Origin of the sequence: Spirosoma aureum, assembly GCF_011604685.1 — a bacterium.
GTDB classification, from domain to species: domain Bacteria; phylum Bacteroidota; class Bacteroidia; order Cytophagales; family Spirosomataceae; genus Spirosoma; species Spirosoma aureum.
Window position 1 is genome coordinate 7,499,800 of record NZ_CP050063.1, and the last position, 26,822, is coordinate 7,526,621.

The 26,822-nt window shown below is 48.6% G+C and carries 19 protein-coding genes; 2 read left to right on the top strand and 17 right to left on the bottom strand.

The genetic code is table 11. The features are described from left to right. Positions 1 to 88 precede the first annotated feature (88 nt). From G8759_RS29980 to G8759_RS30010, 7 genes are all read right to left on the bottom strand, one after another. On the bottom strand, positions 89 to 2,458 hold the full coding sequence (locus tag G8759_RS29980; protein ID WP_167216591.1) for a M43 family zinc metalloprotease: 2,370 nt from the start codon (positions 2,456 to 2,458) through the stop codon (positions 89 to 91). Positions 2,459 to 2,462: 4 nt separating this feature from the next. Beyond that, positions 2,463 to 2,957, bottom strand: a complete 495-nt coding sequence (locus G8759_RS29985; protein WP_167216593.1) for a hypothetical protein — start codon at positions 2,955 to 2,957, stop codon at positions 2,463 to 2,465. 20 nt (positions 2,958 to 2,977) lie between these two features. After that, positions 2,978 to 3,904 (bottom strand): Calx-beta domain-containing protein, encoded by a 927-nt coding sequence (locus G8759_RS29990; protein WP_167216595.1) that lies wholly within the window; start codon positions 3,902 to 3,904, stop codon positions 2,978 to 2,980. A 29-nt stretch (positions 3,905 to 3,933) separates the two neighbouring features. Continuing rightward, entirely contained in the window at positions 3,934 to 5,337 is a 1,404-nt protein-coding gene (locus tag G8759_RS29995) for a RagB/SusD family nutrient uptake outer membrane protein (protein ID WP_232074000.1), read from the bottom strand. Between the two features lie 5 nt (positions 5,338 to 5,342). Beyond that, positions 5,343 to 8,324 carry a SusC/RagA family TonB-linked outer membrane protein gene (locus tag G8759_RS30000; protein WP_232074001.1) on the bottom strand — a complete coding sequence of 994 codons (2,982 nt, stop codon included), beginning with the start codon at positions 8,322 to 8,324 and terminating at the stop codon, positions 5,343 to 5,345. Positions 8,325 to 8,666: 342 nt separating this feature from the next. Continuing rightward, positions 8,667 to 10,310 (bottom strand): RagB/SusD family nutrient uptake outer membrane protein, encoded by a 1,644-nt coding sequence (locus G8759_RS30005; RefSeq protein ID WP_167216599.1) that lies wholly within the window; start codon positions 10,308 to 10,310, stop codon positions 8,667 to 8,669. 92 nt (positions 10,311 to 10,402) lie between these two features. After that, positions 10,403 to 13,672, bottom strand: a complete 3,270-nt coding sequence (locus G8759_RS30010; protein WP_167216601.1) for a SusC/RagA family TonB-linked outer membrane protein — start codon at positions 13,670 to 13,672, stop codon at positions 10,403 to 10,405. A gap of 602 nt (positions 13,673 to 14,274) precedes the next feature. Here G8759_RS30010 and G8759_RS30015 point away from each other — a divergent pair. Further along, on the top strand, positions 14,275 to 14,643 hold the full coding sequence (locus G8759_RS30015; protein ID WP_232074002.1) for a redoxin domain-containing protein: 369 nt from the start codon (positions 14,275 to 14,277) through the stop codon (positions 14,641 to 14,643). Positions 14,644 to 14,667: 24 nt separating this feature from the next. Here the strand turns inward: G8759_RS30015 and G8759_RS30020 are convergent, their stop codons facing one another. The 9 genes from G8759_RS30020 to G8759_RS30060 all read right to left on the bottom strand — a co-directional run bounded on the left by G8759_RS30020 (position 14,668) and on the right by G8759_RS30060 (position 25,774). Then, positions 14,668 to 15,912 (bottom strand): monooxygenase, encoded by a 1,245-nt coding sequence (locus G8759_RS30020; RefSeq protein WP_167216605.1) that lies wholly within the window; start codon positions 15,910 to 15,912, stop codon positions 14,668 to 14,670. Positions 15,913 to 15,986: 74 nt separating this feature from the next. Then, complete coding sequence (locus tag G8759_RS30025) at positions 15,987 to 16,667, bottom strand: hypothetical protein (protein WP_167216607.1); 681 nt, start codon at positions 16,665 to 16,667, stop codon at positions 15,987 to 15,989. 73 nt (positions 16,668 to 16,740) lie between these two features. Continuing rightward, positions 16,741 to 18,519, bottom strand: a complete 1,779-nt coding sequence (locus tag G8759_RS30030; RefSeq protein ID WP_167216609.1) for a SusD/RagB family nutrient-binding outer membrane lipoprotein — start codon at positions 18,517 to 18,519, stop codon at positions 16,741 to 16,743. Positions 18,520 to 18,551: 32 nt separating this feature from the next. Then, the gene (locus G8759_RS30035; protein ID WP_167216611.1) at positions 18,552 to 21,827 is read right to left on the bottom strand and encodes a SusC/RagA family TonB-linked outer membrane protein; all 3,276 of its coding nucleotides are present in this window, start codon (positions 21,825 to 21,827) and stop codon (positions 18,552 to 18,554) included. Between the two features lie 365 nt (positions 21,828 to 22,192). Next, complete coding sequence (locus tag G8759_RS30040; protein ID WP_167216613.1) at positions 22,193 to 22,972, bottom strand: patatin-like phospholipase family protein; 780 nt, start codon at positions 22,970 to 22,972, stop codon at positions 22,193 to 22,195. Between the two features lie 84 nt (positions 22,973 to 23,056). Continuing rightward, entirely contained in the window at positions 23,057 to 23,893 is an 837-nt protein-coding gene (locus G8759_RS30045; protein ID WP_167216615.1) for an MBL fold metallo-hydrolase, read from the bottom strand. Between the two features lie 91 nt (positions 23,894 to 23,984). Next, entirely contained in the window at positions 23,985 to 24,596 is a 612-nt protein-coding gene (locus G8759_RS30050) for a hypothetical protein (protein ID WP_167216617.1), read from the bottom strand. Between the two features lie 106 nt (positions 24,597 to 24,702). Continuing rightward, positions 24,703 to 25,086, bottom strand: coding sequence for a DUF4267 domain-containing protein (locus G8759_RS30055; RefSeq protein ID WP_167216619.1), 384 nt, complete (start codon positions 25,084 to 25,086; stop codon positions 24,703 to 24,705). A gap of 76 nt (positions 25,087 to 25,162) precedes the next feature. Next, positions 25,163 to 25,774, bottom strand: coding sequence for a Crp/Fnr family transcriptional regulator (locus tag G8759_RS30060; RefSeq protein ID WP_232074003.1), 612 nt, complete (start codon positions 25,772 to 25,774; stop codon positions 25,163 to 25,165). On the opposite strand from G8759_RS30060, the gene G8759_RS36505 reads away from it, so the two are divergent. Beyond that, positions 25,754 to 26,005, top strand: coding sequence for a DUF1348 family protein (locus tag G8759_RS36505; RefSeq protein WP_394353336.1), 252 nt, complete (start codon positions 25,754 to 25,756; stop codon positions 26,003 to 26,005). The two genes, G8759_RS30060 and G8759_RS36505, sit on opposite strands and share 21 nt — an antisense overlap. A gap of 284 nt (positions 26,006 to 26,289) precedes the next feature. Here G8759_RS36505 and G8759_RS30070 read toward each other — a convergent pair whose 3' ends face one another. Then, positions 26,290 to 26,658 carry a nuclear transport factor 2 family protein gene (locus G8759_RS30070; protein WP_167216621.1) on the bottom strand — a complete coding sequence of 123 codons (369 nt, stop codon included), beginning with the start codon at positions 26,656 to 26,658 and terminating at the stop codon, positions 26,290 to 26,292. Between the last annotated feature and the right edge of the window lie 164 nt (positions 26,659 to 26,822).

The window sequence follows — 26,822 nt, forward strand, 5'->3', positions numbered from 1 at the left end:
GGCTGCCCTAACCTGTTTACAATGGTTAAAAACAAAGCCATAAACCAAACGGAGCCGAATTTTAATTCGGCTCCGTTTGGTTTATGGCCTAATTCTTCACGACCCGTTTCCTGAACACCTGATCACCAATTCGGACTTCCACAAAGTAAACTCCGCCCGAGGCTGATTGCAGATTGAGCGATTGTTCGAAGGTATCGGCGGTTTTCTGATGCGCCTGCCTGACAATTTCAACCCCATTCAGGTTACGTACGGCCAGTACCAAAGCGCCCTTGAGCGGACTGCTGAACGAGACGGTCATCTGCCCATCGCTTGGGTTAGGTGTTACCGAGAGGGCCTGCTCAACCAGCGGGTTGTTGGCCGTTACGGTGCCCGCCCGCACATACACCTGCACAACGGCCTGCGCCGTACACAGATCTACACCCGAGCCAGACACCGTATAGGAAGTGGTTTGTGTTGGCTGTGCTACGACCTGTGGTCCCAAGGTTGTGTTCAGGCCCGTACCTGTCCAGTTGAAAACGCTGGCTCCCGTGGCGCTCAGCGTAACGGTTTGACCCGGATCGATAAACACCGAAGAGGACGCTACCTGCACCGATGGCTTCATGCCAATGCGGGCGGTAATGTTGTGCGAAACGTTTATCCCCAGGCTATCAGCATAACGAAGCCAGTCGCCTTTCTGGTTTTGCCGCCAGGCGGTAGCAAATAAGGATTCACCATTTTTAGAGGTTACGAGCGCAACGGTATCTCCGGCAGCGTAGGGCAGCGTAATACCAATGTGGTAAGACAATCCGAAAAGCGGTACGTTCCTGTCGAACGTTACCGTTGTTGGGCGATTGTTGGCTACGTCGTCAAGAATGACCCGGAGTGGAACGTCTTTCTGACCCAGAATAGCACCGGGGCCATTCTGGAAACCGCGACCGTTCCAGACGGTCACTGTTACAACCGACTCGGTAGCTGCTCCTTTGGCTGCTTTAGCCACACCAAATTTCAGCGATGCCCCAGCCAGGTTATTATAACTCAGCGTATTATCGAAAAACTCGGAAACAGCCTGCGCTTTCTTGCTGTTCTGACCGGCCAGATAGCCCGTTCCACCCGGTTCCCGTATTACTGTAGGTGTCCCACTAAAGTTGGTAATTTCGGCACAAAGTCCCTGATTCAGGACTTCGACATACTCGGTACGAACCAGCGGGTCCGACTGGCCGACTGCATTCGTTGTCACGAGTGTTACTTTGAACTTGCCAGGCTGAGCGTAGGTAACCGTTGGATTTTGCTCGGTAGAGGTAGACGGTGTACCCCCTTCAAAGGTCCACTCCCACTTGGTCGGAAAACCACCCGACAGGTCGCTGAACCGCACCTGGCCCCCGAGTAGTACTTTTCGGGTGTTGGCCTGAAAATTCGATGTAGGGCGGGTAACGACCTGTGTGCCACAGACGTTGGCGGTCAGCAGACTGTTTCGTCGCGGGCTGATTTCCATAACGGCCCGAATTCGGTCTTTTTGATTCAGCGTGAAGATATTCATGCAGGCATCATTGGAGTAATCCATGTAATTCTGCACCATGTTAGCTCCTCCGCAACTAACCCGACCGGTTGGGCATCCACTACTGGCCGACGCCTGTGGGGGCGTATCGGCGCAGAAATCATCACCGCAGTTGGCATCGCCCCAGATGTGCCGCAACCCAAGCCAGTGACCTGTTTCGTGGGTTAGCGTACGGCCCAGATTATAGGTAGGCCGCATAGTCGGGAAGTTACCTTTGCTGGCATTCCCAAACGAACGGTAATCAATGACAACGCCATCGGTGCTAGCCGGACTGGCAGCAGGTATACCCGGCAGATTCGACTGGCTCGGAAACTGTGCGTACCCCAACAGTTGCCCACCACCTGCAACGACTTCATTCAGGTCAACAACCCAGATGTTGTAATATTTATCGGGATTCCAGTAGGTACTGGGTTTCAATACGCCATCAATATCGCTGGTATTCCAGTTAGCCCGGTTGCCATTATACCGATCAATACCCGGTTCGGCCATGTTCTGGCCCTGCGGGTTAACCACAGCCGAGCAAAATTCAATTTCAATATCGGCGCCTACCGCATTACTATTAAAGCCGGGCGTTCCGGCCTTACGACGGTAATCTTCATTGAGTGTTTCCAACTGCGCCTGTACCTGCGCGGCACTAATATTTCGCCCACTACCGACAGGTTCTCCATTATGCACGATATGAACAACTACCGGAATGGTGATGACCGTTGCCGTTTGCCGACTGGAAGCCATCCGCTTCTTGATCTCAATCATTTTGAGCTGTAACTCCCGTTCGAAATCGTTGAGCGTGCCAAGCTGTGGAAATCTTGCCCGAAGCGCACTATCCATTTCCATAGTCGCACACTGGCCTGACTTCAACGTTTGCGCCTGTACGGATTGACCAAGAATCACAACGACTGACAGGCAGAGTAATAATCGAAACATACGCCTATTTGGTAGTAACAGAGTTGAACGTAAACCGATAGCTGGCGTTTATATCCTGAAAATACAGCTCAATCGTCAAAACGTTTGCTGTCAGCGTTTTAAGTGTTGCCAGATACTTGCCATCCAGCACAGGGATATAAAACGCAAGGGTTGCATTCGCATTGACCAGATCCCAGCTATCAGTCAGGTAAATATCCGGCGCATTGGCTGCGCATTTGGTGGCTCCTTCACTTGCTTCCAGTTTGTGCTCGGCATTGGCATAAAAAGTAAGCAGATCGTCCGTAATGCAGGGGTCTATACCACTTTGATTAACCGGTATCACAGCAGATCCAGTACCGTCGTCAAAAATCTGAAACGAAACCATCTTCCAGGTTTTTTTATCAGTGCCCGTCAGTAACTGGCTATAGGTCGTTGGTTTCGGTTCAAGCTTCTCGGAACACCCTCCCAGCAGCCACCCGACTATACCAGGAATCAGCAGTAAGCGTATAAATTGGCGCATAATTCAGCGTATTAGTCAGATTATTGGGGCGTATATGTCTGTGTAAAAAGAAGCGTTGTATCCCGGAATGTTACAACTGTATCCCGAGTCATCTGAATGCGAACTTTTGCCTGAAGATTCAATGTAATCTGGCGATTGCGGGGATTCCAGGCGCCACTGCCACTCAGTGAACCATTCGTGCCGAGGGCCCCATTGGTCTGCGCCGGAACCGTTAGTGAATTATCGCCATTATCGGTAAAGGTTAGCGTTGGTTTGTCAGCATTAAAGCCAAACAACGTACTATTGCCCACCACCACATAATTGATAAGTCCAATATTCCAGTTGCTCAGGGTGTACAGCTTACAATCGGTACTGGTTATTTCTATGCCCGACGCCGTTGCCGTTTTTCCGGCTACAACGCCACTCCCTGTATAGGTTCCTCCAAACAGGCAATCGTCTTTAATGGTCAGGGTAAATGTTTTACCGAGAGGCACTTCGCCAGTACCAAACCCAACCTGCAATGAACTGGGCTGAACACCCGTCAGGGCAAACGTAAGCGACTGCGAATCCAGAATATTGTTGGCATTGTTGATCAGTTGTACCGAAATTTCCCCGAAACTCTTGTTAGCGGGAATAATAACCGTTCCTTTCGTACCAACAATGGTATAGTCTTTTCCTTCGCGAGCCGTGCCGCTAACGGTATAATTGACCGTAATCGGCTGGTTCAGGATCGGCCCAACGTTATGAACCCGCACCGCAATGGGCTTGCTGTAGCTTTCCTTATAGGTTAACGTTGAATCGGTAAACCGAACAAAATATGGCCCCTCAAAGGTGCGGTTTACGTCTTCCTCCTGACAGGCGCCTGCAATCCAGCCAACGACCACAACGAGCAGCAGGGTGATTAACCACTGCCTGCCTGGATTTAGTCTTTCCAGACCGGATTGTTTATAAGTAGTTTGATCTTTCATCTTGTAGCTTCCACTGAATCAATGTTCTGCTAATAACCGGGATTTTGTTTCAGGCTTGGGTTCTGCTGGATTTCGCGTTGTGGAATTGGCCAGACTTCATAACGACTGTTCCAGTTTGGCGAAAAGGCCGACATAACCGCTTGTGCGCGTGCCGTCCGAACCAGATCGTACCAGCGCTGTCCTTCAAAAGCCAGTTCATACACACGCTCCCGCTCAACCGCCAGCAATACATCGGCCTGAGCCGTAACCGAAACAGCGGGTGCCTTGGCGCGAGTCCGCAACACATTCAGATCGGCAACAGCCCCATTCGCGCCCGTCAGCTTTCCCTGCTGAGCACGTGCTTCGGCGCGAATCAGGTACATCTCGGCAAGCCGAATCAATACAATATTGTTATTGTCTTCTGAAGCGGTGCCATACTTAAGCACGGTCCAGCCATTGTCGTTGCCCTTTAGATTCTGAATGCTAAATCCGATTGTGGAATTACGCGTACCCGACTCCGTCGAGTTAAGCGCGGCCACAACCTGATTGGAAGGAATGACCTCCCGGCGGCTTACAAACAGGTTATTTAAGCTAAAATTACCCGTACCCGGATCATCAGACAGGTTATAACCAACTTCAAGAATCGACTCAGCCGTAAAATCCCGGAGCACCAGATCGGAATAATTGGTTTGTAACGTATACACGCCTGAACCAATCACAGTGGTTGCCGTTTGTTCGGCCAGCGCCCAGTTTTTCATGTACAGATAATAACGGGCCATTGCTGCCTGGCAATTGATCTTATTCATGTAGGTGGCATTGGTCGTTACATCCGTAGACCCGGATGCGACAGAAGGCAAATCGGTTAACGCGGCCTTATAGTCTGCCAACACGGCGGTCAGGATATCTGCCTTGGCGGTTCTGGCAATGTTCCGATTTGTAGGCTGATCCGTAGTTGTTACATTCGGAATATCGCCGTAAGTGTATGCGCCAATAAAGTTAGCCCACCCGCGCATAAACTTGGCTTCTGCCGTTACCTGCTTGCGCGTGGCCTCAGAAACGCCACTCACCAGAGGCAGTTTTTCCTGAATAAAATTGGCAATATAGATCGTGTTGTAAATACCGCCCCATAAAGCGTCGATGGCCCCATTGGTCGCCGTAATCTGCTTAGTTCCCAGCTCCCGATAATCGGTGAACGTTCCATTGTGCTGAATGTAATCAGCCGTAAAGTCACCGGCAATCATGTTAGGCGACGCCATTCCCCGGAATGCACTGTATAAGCCGATCCGGACGGGTTGTACGTCGTTTGGCTCGTTAAGCACCAGATCGTCAACTAACAGAGCTACCGGCTCCTTGTTCAGCACCTGCTCACAGGAGGCTAAACCAAGTATTGCTATTACTAAACTATATCGTACGAAGCGAATCATATTGAACGTTGCGCTACCTGTCGAAGCCATGCGAATTAGAAAGTGAGTGTTAATCCGACCAACACAGTTTTTACCTGTGGGAAGGTAAAAAAGTCGATACCCTGTGCAGACGTTGACCCATCGAGTGTGCTAACTTCCGGATCAGCGCCCGAATACCGCGTCCAGGTCAGGAGGTTCGTGGCCGAGGCATAGAGTCGGGCGTTGCCAACTTTATATTTACTGATCCATTTTTTCGGGAAGTTATAGCCCAGCGATACGTTTTTCAAACGCAGGTACGATCCATCTTCCAGAAACCGACTACTCAAATAGTTATTATATGTATCCTGATACACATACTTCGGAACACTGGTAATATCGCCTTCTTTACGCCAGCGCTTTAAGGCCTGCCGGGATTGGTTATTCTGAATGTCGGCACCCGTATTCACCAGCGTGGAATTCGAAAGATTCAGGATGCTATTGCCGTACGAGAACTGTAACAGGGCACTCACATCGATGCCTTTCCAGGAAATACGGTTGGTCAATCCACCATACAGTTTCGGTTGAGCATTACCAATTACCTGACCATCATCAGGCGAGATGCGTCCGTCACCGTTTTTATCGTTGTAGATCGAATTACCCGTGGCGGGGTCCACGCCCAGGAATTTCAGACCCCAAAACGTACCTAAGGGTTGCCCCTGCACAATGACATTGGTACCTCCGACCCCATTTCCGGTATAACCCCGGAATAGCGGCTCGGTACTAGCCAGTTCAACGACCTCGTTTTCGTTGTGCGACAGGTTCAAATCGGTACTCCAGCGAACCGCTTTATTGATGTTTACGGTCGAAATTGTCAATTCTACACCCCGGTTGCTTACCTTACCGATATTACCCTGTACGGTACTGAAGCCGGTGGTCTGGGGAATGGGTTGCGCAAAGAGAAGCTTGTCCGTCAGGTTATCATAGGCATCGACCGTTACATTAAGCCGACCGCTAAAAAACGAAGCATCCAAACCAACGTTTGCTTCGCGGGTGCGCTCCCATTGCAGCAGCGGGTTAGCCAATGCCGCTGGCCCTACGCCCGTTGCTCCGCTATAGGTGGTCGATGCCCAGGTGCCCAGAAACTGATAGTCCCCAATGCGTTCATTTCCCGTATATCCGAAGCTGGCCCGTAACTTGAGATCGCTCAGGAAGCGAAAATTCTCCATAAAATGCTCGCTGGAAACGCGCCAGGCCAGTGACAGAGAAGGGAATGCGCCAAACCGCTTGCTCTGGCCAAACCGTGACGAACCATCGTAACGGGCCGTGATGGTGGCCAGATATTTTTCGTCGTAATCATAGCGAACTTCGCCAAATGTCGATAGTAAACTGTTATTGACAATGCCGGATGTACCCTGGTCGACAATACCGGCCGAGGTGATGTACGTAAAATCATCGCTTGGAAACAGACGCCCCTGAACATTACCCGAACGCTCGGTACGCTGTAATATCTCAAGTCCGGCCAACGCATTGAATCGATGTTTTTCGGCAACCTGAAAGCTATAATTCAGGGTATTTGTATTGATCAGGGTCGAGAGTGTCGAGTTACTGAAATCACCATACCCCTGACCGCCAACGCTGGCCAGAAAGCCCCCGATAGCCGTTGTCGATGGCTCAAAATTGTCTTCCGTTACGTTGTTGTAGTCGATACTGACTTTCGAGCGGAAGCGAAGGTTCTGAATAATTTCGTATTCGGCGTATAAACCGGCCAGCAGTTTAACCGTAAGCGTATTGAAGCGGGGCAGAACGGCCTGCGCCAGCGGGTTAAAGTTCGGAAAACCAGGGTAATCGGGATCGTTGGGAACAGTCAGTTTTCCCTGGTCATTGTAGGGAGCATAATAGGGTAAGCTTTTCATAGCCCCCGAATAGACCCCATCCAGAAAATTGTCGCCTTTGACGCGCTTGTTGAACGCGCGCGACAAGGTCATGTTTGTTCCGAATGAAAGTTTCTGCGTGGCTTTATGATCGAACTTGAACTGGCCGGTATAGCGGGTAAACTGGTTATTGATCTGAACGCCCTGCTCATCGCGGTAGCTTCCACTGAGGTAGAACTGAGTCTTATCATTACCACCCTGCGTCGACAGCTGGTACTGCTGGTAAACGCCTTTTCGCAGAACAGCATCGACCCAGTCGGTACTAATGCCGTCGGTAACGCCCTTCACCAGCCCTAATTTATCGGGATCAAGTCCGGCATTGGTAACAGCTTCCCGCTGCAAATCCAGCAATTCTGACGAGTTCAGCAAATCAGGCCGCCGAACAACGTCGGTCATGCCCCGCTGCACATCGATAGTGAAACCCGTTTTCTGATTCGATTTACCCCGTTTGGTGGTTACAAGTACCACACCATTGGCAGCCCTGGAGCCGTAGATCGCTTTTGCCGATGCATCTTTCAACACCTCAATGGATTCGATATCGTTGGCGTTGAAGAGCGAAAACGCATTGTCCTGCTGGCCACCAAAATCGCGGCCCGTCAAGTTACCATCTTCAACCGGAACCCCGTCGACAATGAACAAAGGTCGGTTACTGGCCGAAATTGACGTGTTGCCACGTATGCGCACCGTTAGTCCGCCACCGGGCGTACCCGACGATTGCGACACCTGCACGCCAGCGGCCTGCCCCTGCAATGCCTGATCGAAGCTAGCCACCGGAATATCTTTGAATTTATCGGGAGAGACAGAAGCAATAGAACCGGTAATATCTTTTCGCTGGGTCGTATTGTAACCCGTTACAACCACCTGAGCCAGCTCATTGATAGCTTCCTGCATCTGTACATTGACCACTGTACGGTTTCCGACAGCGACCTCCTGTGTTACCAGACCAATGGAGGTCAGTACCAGAACTGCCGTGCCTCCCGGAGCGGTAATGCTGTAATTTCCATTAGCGTCGGAACTGGCGCCAGTGGTTGTACCCTTAACCTGAATATTGACACCCGGTATTGGCAACCCATCTTGCGCTGATGTTACTCTACCGGTTATACGCTGGCCCTGAGCCAATAGCCTCATGGGCAGTATAGCCAATAAGACTCCGCAAATAATACTGTAATAGTTCCTCATGTATAGATTAGAATCCAGGCAAAATCTTTTAGGGTAGAAACTTTACTAGACGGCAAAACAATGTACTGAAAATCCATCAGGATGCTACCGCTTTTAACGAAAAAATTGATTTCGTCGTATAAATCCATGGGTAAACTGCCCATATCTATTTTATCAACGCGGTCGCAATCACTCCTAAATATAGTACGCTATTTTTATCTATATCGTTGCCAGTAAATAAAAGAGAGATGCTTCCAGGGTAGTAGCATCTCTCTTTAGTAAATCATTTCCTACGCGTTACGAATCCAGGTCTTATTGCTTCGGATTCGTCGTTGGAGCGCTGCCTGAAGCGGGTTTGTTGTAAACCAGCTCATTATCAGGCACATCCCAATAATCGAGGAAATTGTAATTGATTGTTCCGTTGGTGCTTATTTTACCAGTTTTATCCACAATCACAGCTCCTTTACGGCCACCACCTTTTGATACGTCGTCGATAACACCCCACCGGCGGGCATCGTAGAACGATAAGCCACGGAATGCCAGACCTACCCGGCGTTCGCGACGGAGTTCCTCTTTAGCCTGATCGGCCGTTAGGCCCGTACCTGCTACTGCAGCTATTCCAGCTCCCTCGGCTTTCCGAACCGCATCAATCGATTTCAGACCATCCTCGATTTTACCGGTATTGATCAGTGCTTCCGCTTTCATGAGTTCATTCTCTTCGTAGCTGCCCGCCAGATACAGTTCCGTAGCGCCGGGTGACCGATCACTCAGCGTAATAACACCGGCCATTTTCTTGCCTCCATCGACCAAGGCCCAACGTGTGTTAAAGGCATTCCCCCGGCTGCTTTCGCCAATCCAGGGGGTGGCTCGCTGGGTGAAGTTATTCGCTAACCGCTGATCGCCTGTTTTGAAATCCTGAATCAACCGTTCGCTGATTTTGTAGGTTGCTCCACCCGCCGGATCGCCGGTTGCTTTGGCCGCTACCGTACCGGTTTGTGGAGACAGAAAATCACCGTTCTGGTTCGATCGGCCCGTAAATACATTATCGGTTGCCCCTGTCCCATCCGTCGTCAGCGTTAGCACCTGCGCCCATTGGGCAGCTGTCATGGTCTTCGATGGCGTATTTACCAGCAGGTTACGTGCTTTCAGCGTATTGATCGAACGCTTCCACATATCAGGAGTCGGCACTCCACCTTTACCCACCTGATTAAACGAAGGAATAAGCTGCGTCATCACGGCGGTATAGTCGGTCGAACCGGCCGTCAGTAACGCAGCCGCTTTATCCAGATTAGCGTTGGCTTCTTCAATCAGCTTTTCTTTCGCGACAAAGTTGGCATTGGTGCCATTAGCCTCATTGTTGATAACGCCAGCGTAATACATGGAGCCTAAACGCGAGTAAGCGAATCCTTTCCACCAGTAAGCCCATGCCTGAATCGTCGCTTTTTTGACTTTAGCATCGCCCGTAAACGCAACCTGATCTGCCAGCAGAAGCACTTTATTCATCTGGCTATTCAGGGAGTACATATACCACCATTCATGAAATAGCGGATTTGATCCCTGGTTGGCGTTGACGTTGGCCTGACGAATCAGGGCATACTGCGTATTAGGTGCGTTTGGATTCAACACTTTCGAAGCATCATCCAGAATCACATAATCGGGCGCTCCAATCTGGTTACCGAACTGGTTGGCAGCTTCTTCGCCAATGGCATCGCCCATCAGCTCATGGAAGCCAACAGCCCCCGACCAAAAATAGCCGGGAATACCGTCGTATAAGTCGGTCTTGATTTCTTTTGCCCCGTTAATATAAGCGGCTCCCTGCGCTAAGTTAAGGATACCTGTTTCCGTATTGGCACTGCTCACCGTCGGCTGGTTCGGGTTTTTTACGTCCAGTTGTTCTTTACAGGACGTTGCAAAACCCAGCAACAGCGTAGCAACTAATATATGTATCTTTTTCATTGATAAGTCATTGAAGAGTTGAAGACTACCCGCTGGCGAACGATTTGCTGGCTATACTTGCCATTCATCATTCGCAGGAGTTGCCTTATGAATTAAAAACCAATGTTGAGCGCTGCCTGATACGAACGCAGGTTTGGCATGGTGTTGTGGTCGGTACCACGATCCCAGGCTGAGCTACCCGTACCCGAGCTAACTTCAGGATCAAAGCCCGTATACTTGGTGAATGTCAGCAGGTTCCGGCCAGACAGTACCAATTGGGCGCGACGTAACACGGGTACATTCATGATTTTGCTCAGATCAAAACCAATCTGTACGTTCCGCAACCGAACGAACGAAGCATCTTCGTAGAAGTAATCCTTCGTACCGTTTGCCTGCCGTTGTGCATAAACACCCCGGTAGAAGGCCGTCCAGGCACCGGTTTGTCCATCGATGGTGATCGGGTTGGCGTAGTCGGCATGAATACCATCGCGATACATCCATTCTTTCGTCTGGTTGTAGATGTGGCTGCCCTGCACCCAATCGAACTGGAAGCCGAACGTCAGGAAGTTCTTAAACGTGAACTCGTTGATGAACGACATATTGAAGGTCGGGTTGGGATCGCCAAAACTGTATTTATTGGCCGAGAAGAAGGGCTGCTTGGTCGCTTTGCTGACCACGATGCCATTGCTCGCAACGGTATAGAGCGACTGCTGATCGGGCGAGATGTAGAAGTTACCGTTTGGGTCTTTCTGATCGACTGCGTGAACGGTTATATACCCGTACAACTGGCCGATTTTCTCGCCTGCTTTCAACACGTAGTTTGAACTACCCGCGCTGGACAGAACAACGACTTCAGCATTGTTTTTAACCGCCGTAATCTTCGATGACTGCTTACCGAAGTTGGTCGTAAAATTCCACGAAAAATCCTGCGTTCTCACGATCGTGGCGTTCAACGATGCCTGAAAACCATCCGACGCCAGTGAGAAGGCATTGTCTTTGATCGAGTTAATCCCCGACGATGGCGCTGCACTTACGTCAAAAATAGCATTGTCCGTCGACCGTTTCCAATACGTAGCCGATAACCGGATACTGCTTAACCAGTTCGAGGTTTTTGACGGTGTGAGGGCCAGATCCGTTCCAATTTCGAGTTCCGATGATACCTCTACGTCCAGCGCCGGGTTCGGCTGGCTGGCGGGTGTATAAAAGGAATTCGTTGTACCCAGCGATGCGGTGTTCAGGACCTGGTAGCGGTCAAATGGTTTTGGCTGAATACCGGCCTGTCCATAAGCAGCCCGCAGTTTCAACTCTGGGAAAAAGCCAGCAACGGAGCTATTTTCCCAGAATTTGAGCGCCGATAACCGGAAATAAGCATCGCCCCGTGGAAAGGTAAAGGGTTTGGAACCGCTACCAAAGGCCGAGGAGTAGTCCGTCCGGAAACCGCCCGAAATACCAGCCAGATCACCATAATCGATACGCTGGTTTACAACGTAACCATAAGTGATAAATGGCTCGGTATAATCACCGCCCCCTGGCAAACCCGCGCGGCCTGCGGCTGGCGCTTTCACGCCCGGAACCCGGAACGTTGACGACTGAGCCGCTGTAAACGGATCGTACGTTGGCAAGCCTAATGTATAGGTGTAAAACTGATGGAAGTTCCGATTCCGATAATCAAACGAGAGCTGTGTCGATGTCCGGATTGGGATTTTCGATTTAAAATCGTTCTGGAAATCGGTATTGATAAAAGCACTGACCAGGAAGTTCTGGTAGGTAGTGGTCAGGCTGTTGTTATCAATTTCACCCGTAGGATCAGTACCGAAATAGTTCTGATAATTGTTGTTGTTCAGCGCAATTACGTTCCGGTTCTTCGACTGGTTTGCGTAGGTTGTTCTGATTTCCTGCTTCGAATAGTTGACACCATACTTAGCATCTAAATCCAGGAATTTATTGACCTTATAATTCAGGTTGAAGTTCTGAATTACGTCCACTTTATTATCCTTATTATCGGTGTACTTCTGCCAGTAACTTGGATTGGCATGGTTCACCCCTACAGCATCACCGTAATAAATACCAGGATTCCCATCTGGATCAAGCGCTGAGAAATCAGCAAATGGGCGGGCATTATTAACGGCATACATAATAAGCCGGTCATTCGTTTTGATCGTGCTTCGGGTATAAACCAGCTGCGTTGTTGTTCTGAATGTCAATCCTTTGGCTAGCTGTATGCCAATATTTGACATCAAATTGCTGCGTTGATAATTTCCATTGTTGATGACGTTACTTTCCTGTTGGTTATTCGATGCCGATACGGCAAAGTCTACTTTATCATTACCGCCTGTCAGTGCAACGCTGTTATTATACGTATTGGATGGCCGGAAGAAATAGCTGTAGTGATCCTGATACTTCAAATTGGCCGTATACGGTTTATCCGCTTTGTTGTTTACATTGAGCGGATCATACTGAACGTTTTCGCTGTAGAGCAACGTGTTTGGATTGAATTCAAGCGGCTTACCTGACGTGCCAATCACATTATTCTGAGCATCGACAATAAATCCATGCGACTGCGCTTTAGAAACACCGCCTACGTTCAGGTATTCGCTACGCGTGATCCCCGACGAGAAGTCGATATTTAATTTACCTGCCTTGCCTTTCTTGGTAAAAACCTGAATAACGCCATTGGCACCCTGTGCACCATATAGCGTAGCAGCGGCAGCACCTTGAACAACCTCAACGCGCTCGATCGTATTCGGGTCGATGCTGCTCAGCAAAGCGGTTGGGTTGTTGTTGATATTTCCGTTCGAATCGTAATTGGTCGCATCAACCTGTACGCCATCAATCAGCAGAATAGGAGCCGTTCCGCGGTTGATGGTGTTGATGCCACGAAGTACAATGTTTACGGGTGCACCGGGCGTACCGTTACCGCTGGAGATTTGTGCTCCGGCGATTTTGCCGACCAGAGCCTGATCAATAGAAGCGGTTGGCGTCTGCGGTAGATTTTTCGATGAGATGGATTCAACCGAAATACCCAGTTTTCGTTTGTCGGTGGCTACCCCGACCCCAGTAACGACTACCTCGCTCAACTGGCGACTGTCGGTAACCAGTTTGACATCAACAACAGACTGGTTACCAATAGTGACCTCCTGTGAGATGGTTCCGACAAAACTGAACACTAGCGTACCCCCTTCATTCGGTACGGTGAGGCTATAATTACCTCCGGCATCGGTGTTTGCACCTCGTGTGGTGCCTTTCACTGCGACTGATACACCAGGCATTGCCAGGCCATCATCAGCAGAGGTGACTTTACCTGTAATCCTGCGTTCCTGCGCCCACGCTTCGGAGCATAGCAGACAGGCAATCAGGAAGCTGATTGTTAGAATTTTACTCATCGTTTTTAGTTGTTAGATACTTAAAAGAAACTACTCTTTCTCTACAAATCTAGATGGTGCAAAAAACCAATACAAATTTTTAGTACAATTTCACTGTTATAAATATAAATTCTATAGAATATTCTATTTCCAAAATATAATTTTGTATATAAAAGACAAACTAAATTATATATAAGTAATTATAACTATTATATCTACTTTATAATATGAAACGCGTCATAGGGTTATTACTCATAAAATTAGCTCTTCACGATAAAATACAATTACACACTATTCGCATTATTTATATATTTTTAAGTAAAAAATAATAACAAAAAGTGGATACAAATTTAAATAACAATTGCTTCCCACAGTGTATATGCTTATACTTGTACAATCCCGTAATCGTCTATCAGAGGTTTAGTACTGTTGTTTTATCCGTGCATACACGATCACATGACATCGCCAGAGGTTTTATTAATTGCCATCAGGTCGTTGGCATGTTCTTGCTTTTGATACTGCTTGCAAGCTGGCAAAAACCTAATCATAGTAACTCCTCTGGTTTAACCGTTTACGCCTTCTTAAATACAGAGTGTCCTATCAGTCAGCAGTATGTCAGACGGTTGGCCGATCTTCATCAGGAATTTGGCAAATCGGGCGTTCGGTTCATTGCCCTGTTTCCACTTCGAACCGACTCACCAGCCGTTATTGAACAGTTTCGGACGGAGTATAAACTTCCATTTGCGGGTCTGCCCGATAAAAAAGCACGATTAGCCCGGCAGTTCCGGGCTCGTGTTACGCCTGAAGTAGTCGTTATGCAGTCAGATGGTCGGGTGGTCTATCAGGGCGCCATCGACGATTGGTACGTCGATTTGGGGAAACATCGTCCCCAGGCTGCACACGCCTACCTCCACAGTGCCCTCGATGCCTTATTGAATGGGCGGCCCGTTACCGAAGCCCGCACCGAAGCGGTGGGCTGCCTGATCGAGTGATCTAGTGAATGCCGCCGTTTTGTATCATTTAATGTAATAAAACACCAGATTCATCATTTCATCGGTCGAGTTCCAGCCGTAGCCGATCGTTTTGGCGGGATGATTCGGATTAAGTGGATTTTGATCGCTGTTGTCGTAATGGGCTTCGGCAATAATGGTAGAGCCTTTCGGCAGAATGAGCGGTTTCTGAAAAAAATAAGTCAATTGCCAATTATAATCCCAGTCATCAATTTTAATCAGATTGAGTGCATCTCCATCGGGTGTAATGGCAAACGCTCTCACCGATCGGCCCAGGCGGTGCATATGCGGCAAAACAGACAGGAGTTGAATTGTATCTGGCAACGGACCATAATTCATGAAGAATGTTGGTGTCGTATTGGCGGGGAGCTTAAATGGCTGGTTCGTGATGTTATTTTCGGTTAATGTCAGCGTCTGGACAATGCGCTCAGCCGGTTTTTTAGCAAAATAGAAACGAACTTCCGACTGATCCTGATCGGCTTTTGAGGAGGGCGAATAATGAACATTTAGGATTAGATCGCTCCCCGCCCGAATCAATTTGGCTGAACCTGCTGGAAATAATACCCGATCATTGCCGGGCACCCAGCCATAGAGAAATTCATCGGCGAGGGGTGTCCGCTGGAAATTCCGCAGTTGTGGGTCATCTTCGCTGATGCCGTCAATCCCGGCCATCGTGCCCGTCGAATCGATCATCAACCGGCTATGGTGCAACAGCTTGCGGTTTCCCGGCACAAATTCAATCCCTTCGACCCAGATATCATGCTTCAGATTCATGGGCACATGAAAATAGCGAAAATCTTCACGCCCATCCCCTTTGATTGCATAGGGCTTCATTCGTAAAACAAGATCAGGTTTCAGGTTGTCTCGAGCCTTGAATTCACTAGTATTTTGCGCCCGACTCCCGATACCCTGTTCTCCTCCTGCTCCCCGGATCATTCCTCCCTGCACCCATGCCTGAATCGTATTGATTTCGCGCTCGGAAAGGCCCCGCTCATTTGAATAATGCTGAAACTGGCGATCGGCAGGAAACGGCGGCATATAGCGACGTTGTGTCACTTTGGCAACAAACTTACCCCGCTTAACTACGTCCTCGTAGGTTAACAGGCTAAATGGTCCAACTCCACCAGCATGATGGCAGGGAGCGCAATGTTGGGTTAGAATTGGCCGAATATCGGCTATGTAGGTAGGTGTTTGCGCCCGCAGATCGGCCCAATAGATAACCAACAAAAAAGTGCCGAATACAAGCTTCATTCTACCAAGATAGAAAAAAAGCGAACCCCGGTCGAGGTTCGCTATCAGTACAGTTAGGATAGATACGGAAAGTGTTAGCGAGCCCCCCAGGTCAGACTACAGTTCGCGCTGGCTTCTGACACCGCAGTTGGGTCAGCGCAGATGCTACCGGGCTCCCAGGTTTTAAATACGAGTCCGTCTGAGGTGGTCAACCGCCAGGTCATTACGAATTTGTCGGTTTTGTTAAACCAGGCACCAGCTGGTCGGGGTGTCTTCGGATTGTTAAAGACAGGAACAGCGTTCACTTTGTCATATTTAACCGTTACATCCTTGAACAGATTATAGATTTCGGCTGGCGTCAAACTAAACGCATTCCACTGGCGATTGGCAGCGGCAGGTGTGAGTGTTTTAGCGAGTACCCCACCGTTACCCAGCGATGCTGTTTTCGGGTTTCCGTCTGGATCTGTATACGACTCAACCATATCGATATAGACATCGATCTTACTGACAGTGAGCTTACTGTCTAGCGAAACCCAGCGTAGCTTAAAGTTCACTTTGGCAGCATCCGTATTTTGTGCAGCAAGCGGAAAATTTTTCCCATAATCGGCAATATTGGCTTTATTGCTTGAGCCAACCGCGCCTTCGGTAATATCAGCAAATACACCGAAGCCATGAACACCAGGCTCCCAGGCCGGAATGGGGTTCATTGATTCGTCACGGCAACCAATCAGTGCCAGGAAAGCGGCAGTAAAGGCATATATAAGTGTCTTTTTCATACAAGTTTCTGGTATTGAGGCCGTTTGTTGTTCCCTTGATTCATCAACAGAAAACGACATACGGCACCTAGTTTTAGAATTCCCATTTTACTTTAACCTTATCCCAGAAGACCGGGTCCCGATCAAAAATTATATCTGAGACATACTTGGCAGCATTGCTGTTCAGGTTACCTTCCTGTGCCGGATAGGGCAAACGCAAGGCATATTGGCGGCCCGGTTTTAGGATTGGAGACTGAATACCGGTCGAAAACTGTTTAAATGGCCCCTGAACCGGATAGCCCGTACGACGCATCAGATTCCAGATTTCCTGCCCCTGCCCCCAGGAACAGAACCAGATTTGTTTGGCCACCGTGTTCAATTTACCCTGATTGGTTGGAGCCGCATCATAGAGCGCCAGCCATGCATTGACGTAAGCAGTAACGTCAGCGGCCACCGGAGTTGGTGTTTTGGTATCGGCGGCCTGAGCGAATTTGACCACCGAAGCGATCTGTTCGCGCATGGCCGTCTCAAAAAGTGCGCGCGCATCACCCGTCACACCCGTTCCATCCAAAATGGCTTCTACCTGATAGAATTTCACATTCCAGCTCATGATAAGCGGCCAGATTCCGTTTCCGCCTGCGCCATCTCGGGAACCAGTCAGTGCTTTGGCCGGAATTTCGCGACCGCCATACAAACCACCCGCCGGGTATGCTCCCGGAACAGTCCGAAGTGTACCGTCGGCTGGAGCGCCCGTATTGTCGCCCCGATCGCGGCCGAAAATGCCTGCCAGAAACTTGATATCGTCGGCCGTTGGGTCTTGCTTGTCGTTGTAGAATACACGCTTGTACTCAGCCAGAAAGGCCGGACGTGTTGGTATATAGGTGCCACCATAAGGAATGGTGCCCCGGTCGGTTGGGTTACCAGCATCCAGCACTTTATCCGTCTGACGAAAGAAATACATCCCAAAGCGCGGATCTTTATTCAGGATCATTTCGCCCATCATCTGATGGTTAATGTAGGTGAAACCGTTCCCCGCATTATAGGTGCTGATTGCCCACGGATGACGGTCGTCTTGTGGCGAGAGTTGCTTGGAATATTGGTAGTAAAAATCCTGCGCCGATGTTGTAATGTAACCGCCCGCATCAAAAGCTGCTTTGAGTTCAGCATTACCCGTAGCGCGCCCTTTGCGTGAGTTCATCAACAGTCGAAGTTTGATGGTTTTCGCCAGCCGAATCCACGTTGCAGCACTACCGCCACCAATAACATCACCCGAAACAGCCACGGCCTGTGCTTTTCCAAATTCGGCTACGGCCTGATCGCAAAGCTTTAACAGGTCCTCATAAATTTCTGAATCCTTATCAAACGCTACGTTCCGGTCAGATCCATCCACATTGCCCTGCCAGGCTTTCGAATAAGGAACATCGCCAAACATATCGACCATGTTCCCCATCGCATAGGCTTTCATGGCAAGGGCAATACCCCGATAATATGGATTCTTGCCGTCGGTAGTGACGCGCAGAATCTGCTCCACGTTCTGTAAATTCCGGTAGTACGTGTTCCAGGTACCGTTGTAGGTGTTGTTATCAAGCCCATAGCTGTCGGCGCTATTCATTATGCCTGAAAAGCCCGATGCATTGTCCAAAACGGTCCGAAAATTACCGGGAGAATAGGTCGTACTGCTACTATTAATGCCGACAACGCCAATATTCAGGGCCCCTAATTCGGCAGGCGCCAATAGCAGGTTCAGGGCAGCCGATAAGGGTTTGTTCGGATCGGTGTTGATGTCGAGATCGGTTACTTCGCAACTGCTCATCGCCATCAGCAGGGCTATTGATAGCAACCCTTTCTGCGTATATGTAGTTAAAAATTTCATAAGGTCTGATCAAAGAAGTTTGGTGGAGCGTATCAGAACGAAGCCGTGATATTGAAGCCGTAACGCCGGGTCGAAGGAGCCGCACCGAGGTCGAAACCCTGAATGTTGGAATCGGCATAGTTCGATAGTACTTCAGGATCGAAATTGAGTCCTTTAAGCATATTCGGCGCATAGAACCACAGATTGCGGCCCGAAGCCGACAGACGCAGGCTACCAAATACTTTTGTGTATTTTTTCAGGAATGCCTTCGGGAACGTATAGCCCAGCGTTACTTCGCGCAACCGGATTACCGTTGCATCATACACATTTGTTTCGTCGGCTCCGTAGGCTCCAAATCCATTCGAAAAGTGAAACGCGAAGGCCGTCATCGGAATCGTGTTTTTCACTTCCTTGCCATCTTCCAGAACGGCTTTATACGTAGCCGGATCGCCTAACACACCCGGAATCACCCGCATAGCTTCCCGATCTTCTGACGATTTCAACTGACCGCGCAGCAACAGCGAAGCCGCCGTAGCCGAGAAGAGTTTTCCTCCTTCGCGGTAGTCCATCAGTGCCGATAGCGTAAACCCTTTGAAGGAGAAGGTGTTGGTCCAGCCTAACGTGAAATTAGGCGCTGGGTTTCCTAACAATTGCGACTGCGGCAACGTAAAGGGCAAACCGGTGTTTGGGTTGATGAGCAGCTTCCCGGATTCGCTACGTGCATTCACCGAGCCATAAATCATACCATACGGATTACCCACCCGGTGCATCGTCCCGAGCGACGACAGACCGGAACCACCCAGAAAGATCTCGTTGGCCGGACCCGCATCAACCACATTCGAACGCAACCGCGTGAAAGCCGCTGTTGAATTCCACTCGAATCCATTGGCCAATCGAACCGGCACAATCGTTAGAGCGATTTCAATACCCTTGTTGTCGATTCGCCCCGCGTTCGTCACCTCATTGTAGAAACCCGTTGAAGCCGGAATCCGACGGGATACAATCAGGTCCGTCGATTTGCGGTAGAAGTAAGCTGCATCGATATTGATTCGATTATTGAAAAACTGTAACTCCGCCCCGACCTCGGTTTCAGTCGTAAACTCCGGCTTGAGTTGCGCATTGTTCAGTGTAGATGGCAAAGTCGCCAACGAATAGGCAGTACCATTTACGTAGTCGCGGCCAATATTATAAGCTGTCAATACCTGATAAGGATCGGCATCTTTACCAACTGTGGCATAGTTGGCTCTGATTTTCCCGAAGTTCAGAATCGTCTTCGGCATGTTGAAAGCCTGCGTAAAAATGAACGACCCCGAAATAGCCGGATAATAATAGCTGTTATTGGCCGCCGGCAAAGTCGATGAATGGTCGTTACGAACCGTAGCGGTTAAGAATGCGAAGTCGTTATAAGACAGGCCAAGTTCGCCGAACACACCATATAACCGGCGTTTACGGCTATACTCGGTTGCGTTCTGACTCAGGGTCCCTGATACCGTCAATACGTTGGCATCGATCACCTGGTCACCCGTTTCAACGGCTTCCGTATAGTACCGCTCATTGCCATTGAAACCGGCTAACAATCGAACCGAAAAGCGCTCGCCGAAATCGTGCGATGCCGTTGCCAGAAAGGTTAGATCTGTTTCGGTATTGGTCAGTTCCGTGCGCGTTACGCGACCTAGCGGAACAACCGTTCCGCCCGGACGTATTTTATTGTTCCGGGTTTCGTGATAGGTATTGATGCCTCCCCTTGCCGTCAGATTTAACCAGGGAAGCACATCATAGCTCAGGGCCATATTGCCAAAAACCCGGTTTACCCGTGAGTTGTAAATGTTGTATTTGGCAGTCCAGAGTGGGTTATCGAGTGCGCGGAAGAACACATTTGACCCATCGATCGGGTTCTCGAACGGATAGCCATTAAGGTCATAGTTCCGGGGCATATAAAACAGCCGGTCATAAATAGAACCCGTTGACCCCGAGCTATAATCGGTAAAGTAAGAGGCTCCCGATTGTGGGCTCTCCTGGGTTGTATTGACGTAGTTCACATTCCCCGACACGTTCAGGCCATTTACCAGATGGGCCGATCCGCCAAAGTTAAGTGACGTACGCTGCGTGCTTGAGTTCGGAATGATTCCATTGTTTTTCATTCGCGATACGCCCGCATTGAGAGTCGTTTTATCGCCTGTGGAGCTAACGTTTACGCCATTCTCAAGAACAGTTCCCTGCCGAAAAAATCCGCCAATAATGTCATAAGGTTGCAGCGGAACGGTTTTTCCGACCAGATCTGGAAATGCGGTTAAATACCGACTGTAAGTATATGAAATGTAAGGTGATGTGAGCGGATTATAAATCTGCCCTTCCGGTGCCCCCGTCTCAATCGTTTTCGAATACCGCGTAAAGCCCAACTGCGCATTGATCCGATCAACTTCCGACGGAAATACCGTTCCCCAGTTACCAATAAAGCCACCGTTATACTGCTGGTTTGAGCCCTGCGTATAGGTGTCCTGGTAGTCTGGAATCGACGATATTTTTTCGACCGAATATGAGCCGTTATAGGTTACTTCAAGGCCCTTTTTGGCCGATTTACTACCTGCTTTGGTGGTTATGACGATGACTCCATTAGCTGCCCGTGAACCATAAAGTGCCGACGCTGCCGCTCCTTTTAGAACGGTCATGGTTTCGATGTTGTTGGGGTCAATGTCGTAGGCACGGTTCGAGACGACACTATTGCTGTTGAAATCAGAACCAGCCGCATTCGATGAGTTGTCAAATGGAATGCCATCTACGACAAACAACGGCTGGTTGTTACCGGTAAATGATGTATTTCCCCGGATGTTAATTTTTGTGGCCTGCCCCGGCGCACCACCGCCCGCGGTGATGTTTACCCCAGGCACCTTCCCCGAGAGTGCCCGTAATGGATCAGGCTCCGAGCGTTGCTGAAGCAGATCGCCCTTTACGTTCGTCACAGCATAGGCAAGGGCTTTTTTCTCGCGTTGAATCCCAACGGCAGTTACAACGACCTCATTAAGCTGTTTGGAGTCATTTTCGAGTTTAACGTCTATTACCGAGCGGTTCCCGATTTCTATCTCCTGCGAGGCAGATCCGACAAAACTGAAAATTAGTTTACCGCCTTTTTCGGGGACACCAATCGTGTAAGCACCGTTGGCATCTGTGTTAGCTCCTCTAGTCGTCCCTTTTAGTACGACTGATACACCAGGCATAAGGGTTCCATCTTCCGATGCCACAACCTTGCCGGTAATGGTTCGCTCCTGGGCCCACGCAGGAACCCAGAGCGAGCATACCATAAGTATACCCGCCAGTAAAATTCTCCTCATAAATTTTTTTATTTAGGCTAAGAAAAACAGAGTACTACCTGCAAAAGTATACAAAGAGATATACTTACCAAATTTCCCGATTTATACTCATTTTTCAATATTTTATTCTTTCTATATATAGATTTACGAAATTTAATATACATTATAATAATTTCAATATTTTATTTACTTTAGTATAATTACTTAAAAATTAATTTCACTATGGCTACAAATTAAGTACATAATATAACCTATAATTGGCACAAAAAAAAATATCATATAAGTGCTGTGTATGAGCAACCTATTCCAATAGTCAATGGGAGTCTATAAACTAAAATCGCCGGACCTACATAGCCCAGCGATTGTATTAGTTAAAAACACCTATACTACGATGTCTCAACAGGGGGTGCCTTAAGGCTTTTCTCGATTTGATCCGACATTGACCGCGTATACTGATACCCTATTCGAAATAGTTCACGCGCTTTACTGATATCTGTTGTCGCATATTGCGCTAACTGGGGCGGCTCAATCAGGATGTTGCATTTCGCAAATCGATCTTTGGTTTTACTTTGTACAGCCAGCACTAAACTCCGCTCAATAACACCCCGCATAGACGTAATGGGCTTTCGTGGCCCTAATACATTACAGTGCGATCCAATCAGAAAATCAACTTTATGCTCGATCACATCGACCGGCAGATTATTCAGAACACCACCATCAACAAACTGCTTTTTATTGATCTGCAACGGCTCGAAAATTCCGGGCAAACAACAGGACGCCAGCACCGGGCGGATTAGCTCACCGGCTTCAAAGACAACCTGTTCACCACCGTTCAGATCGACGGCCACAACATGCAGTGGAATTTGTAGCCCTTCAAATGAATCGTGCGGAATATGCTTTCTATACAGATCAACAATTGGATCGAGCCGTAACAACCCCATTCGATTCCAGGTAGGGCGCAGCCGGCGCATAAACGACGATGATTCAATAATCTTCAGGCTCTCATCGGGTGTATATCCATGAGCAAGCATGGCCCCCGTAATCGCACCTGCACTGGTCCCGGCAATCTGATCGAAGCCAATGCCCATTTCCATCAACGCTTTAATCACCCCCAGATGGGCTATACCACGTGCTCCGCCACCCGACAATCCCAAACCAATTTTCATTGCTCATCAATACGGTACGGTTGCATAACGGCAGGATTAAGCTTTTGGTTTGTCGCAAAATAGCGCAGCCATGAATCGTGAGCGCTATACCAATTCGGCTAACCTGCCCTTCTCCTTGATACGGACGCCCTTTTCGGTCATCTCAACCGTAGCGGCTTCAGTTACGGGATCGTGCTCAAAAACCAGAATCCAGTTTTCAGCCGCAGCCTGTTGCAACACACGAGCTTTCTCGTCCATCGTCAGTAATGGGCGCACATCGTAGCTCATGACGTAGGGTAACGGTACATGTCCTGAGGACGGAATCAGATCGGCCATATAAGCCACTGTGCGACCCTTCCATTTTACGATCGGCAACGCCATTTTTTCGGTATGCCCATCGACATACAACAGCGAAATATCGGCATATGGAAACGGATTATCAGCCAAAAATTTCAGTTGTCCACTTTCCTGTACGGGTAGAATATTCTCGCTCAGGAACGACGCCTTTTCGCGAGGATTCGGATGAACAGCCCAATTCCAGTGAGAGGGGTGCGTCCAGTAAGTCGCATTTGAAAAAACAGGACTGAGCTGCCCATCTGTTCGCTTAACAGCGCCACCAACATGATCGAAATGCAGATGAGTAAGCAGCACATCGGTTATATCTGTTTCCGAATACCCAGCCTGATGAATGGATTTGATCAGGCTGGCATCTCCATGAAGGTCATAATGACCGAAGAATTTAGCATCCTGTTTGTCGCCGATACCCGTATCGACCAGCAAGAGCTGACTACCCTGTTCGTAGAGTAGGCATCGCATGGCCCAGGTGCAGCGATTTTGTTCATCGGCGGGGTTTAGTTTCTGCCAGAGCGGTTTGGGAACTACGCCAAACATGGCTCCGCCATCGAGTTTAAAAAGACCAGTATCGAGGGTTTGAAGAGTCATAAAAAACGAGCGAGAGTTGACCGGCAAAGGTAAAAATTACCGTCAACCAGTAGCAGTAACGCTCAAGATTTCAGCCGTAAGCCGTTCATTTTTATGGCGCGTAGAGATTTGCTTTCTTTATCTGCTCGATAATGGTGAATTTTAGAAATCGTTTCTGCGCTTCTGTGGCAATTGGCCGCTCGTTTGCATAAGCACTTTTAAGCGTTAATGCACTACCCAGAAGGCCTACCGGAGCAAAGCTTATTCCTAGAATCAATGCTTTTTCACCCGCAGAAAAACGAATGAAACCTTTATCATCATCGCCATCGATTAACCCAATTAATGCACCGAGTCCTAAACCAATTAAAAAACCCTTACCTGCATACCCTTTCCGGTGCAGTGTCAGCCGGCTGATTTCTGCATAGCGATAGGTTCGCAGGGCTAAAACAGTCCTTAGTGAATCGGTGGCAGGCATTGATCCGCCATGCTGATTCATCACGGTTTTAAGGGTGGGTTTCAAGTTCCGGATGGGAGCCAGCACAATTGTCGAGTCGGTTAAATCGAACAGAACCCCCGATTGCACTGGCAACCCTTTCGTTGTAAAGCGTATATTAACAACGTACTGACGAAGATTGGGATATAAAGCCGAATAATCGGCCTGGCCATAAACCCGAATAGCCCCTAACAGCAACCCACCTATCACGAAATAGACGTATATTTTCATAAGTAATGGAGTAGATAGACGGTGTCAACAACTTACTGGCGGTCAGGATTACAAACTGGTAACCAGGCACTTAGTCGCGCAAGTAAATATACACGAAAACACTCAGTTAGCTTTTCCGAAACAGAAAGTAGCTAAATATCCACGACGCTATCGCTGTTGAGCCATGAATCCATTCTGTTCCGGGAACAGCATCTGGGGCATTCAGCACAACGAGCATGTCAACCACGGGAATTAACGATCCAATCAGCACAGCCAGAGCTAATGGTTTTCGCCAGTTGGCAATCGTAAAACTGGTTAAGAGCAATCCTGTAAAAAAGTCACGAATGCCTTTAATAAAATGAAAGGCATAAGTCGGTTGGTTGTAAATCAGGCCAAAGCCCCGTTCGGCAGTTTCAGGAAGTACCAGAAACCGAATGCCAATAAAAAGTAAAGCGATTCCGAAAAAATAGCCTGCGATTTTAGCCCATAAAGGCAGTTTTTCTGTTTGCATTGTCGTGTTTGGTTAGTTTGACAATGCAAAGGTCAGGCTCGGCCTCAACGCCCGCATTCACCTATGTGAATATCGTTCAATAGTGCTTACCGGCCCGTTGCGCCCGGATTCGGCTCAGCGATTGTGGTTTCACACCAATGTAAGAGGCCACTATGTATTGAGGTAGCCGGTCGATTAAATCCGGAAAAAGGCGAATAAAACTATCGTATCGCTCATCGGCTGTTTCGCGGTAAAAGGCTGTCAGTTTCTGAAGCATGACTACAAATAATTGTTCGGATACCAATCGCCCGAATTGCTGACCATGCTGTAGTCTTTTGTAGAGTTCCTGAAGATTATCGTAACTGATACGAAGCAGGGTGGTGGGTTCAACTGCCTGAATGTAGCGTGTCGAAGGTGTTTGCGGCAGAAAGCTTTCGTAATTGCAGGTAAACGTCTGTTCGGACGAAAAATCGTAGGTATGCTCATCACCATCATCGAGCAGGTAATATCTCAGTAAACCTGTCGTGACAAAACCAACATACCGGCAAACTTCACCAGCCTTCAAAAAGAAATCATTCGGTTCCAGACGATAGGGTTCAAACAACTGATCAATAACCGCTTCGTCGCTGTCCGTAACCGGAACGAAGTGGCGAATAGCATTCATTAATACTGTCTTATCGGCGGTCATATAACCAGAAGTTACGGCCATGAGTTAGGGGCGTTTGCCGAAAATGGGTGGATGCAAAAGCAGTTTGCTCGCATCAGCGATCTGCCAATCACAGAGCGTGATCGAAAATTAATCCAGAAACAGCAGATTTTGCACTGCCTTCTCTATTACTACGGTCGAGCTACATCCTTAACCACTCTCTCAAACTGGAAGGTCGTCGATCAAGGCAACTATAATAGATCGCCATCAGGCAATTCACCAGCAAACCCGTAGACACGATTGCTACTTTTCCTTTGAGACTCGGCGCATTGATGAGCATTCCGAACGTAACCATCCAAATGATTACCATCGAGATAGTAATGAGGATTTTTTTACCTTTTTTCAGACTCATTTTCTGCAGTTTCCAAGGTTGTTTTCGCTCGCATTATTGAGGACAGTAGGTTATGCTTTATTGCTACACAAGGTCTCCTAAATTTTCGTATGTCCTTCCAATACCTATAGAGGCAGTTGGGACACAAGTTAGCTAATTTTGGTTGCGATCGCTCCGCTTTTGTAAATTAGGTGGCAGGGCTAATATGAGCAGCAACAATCTGCCAGTTACCAGTCTGCCTGCTCCAAACGCGCGTATAGCGGTAAAGTCCCGCGAAAGCCTGATCCTGTATGAAGCCCTGCATGGCCATTAGCGCAAAGACAACAGCCGTTTCCGGAAGGATTTTAATAATTGTCTCCTGAGGTACCATTGATTCTATACGAACTATACCGGTACGGTGAGCCGCCAGATCATCGGCCTTGCCAACCAGTTTACCGTCTGGGCCAGTCACCAGAAGCTCATCCGATAAAAGAGCGTCAAGCTCTTCGATGTTGCTGCCAAGCATCGCTTCACGTAGCCTTTGTTCAACGAGTTGAATCTCTTCTAATGTACTCATTGCCTGATCGCGTTAATTGTTTCTCACAAAAGAAGGCTCGTTTGCACTAAATCGTAGTCAGTTTGGCTTGGTATTTAGTCGATAAAACTGAGTGCCTTTCCAGAATCTATCTACCTGACTACTTGCCTGTTATTCATTATTTTCATTCTGGTTGTGATATTATT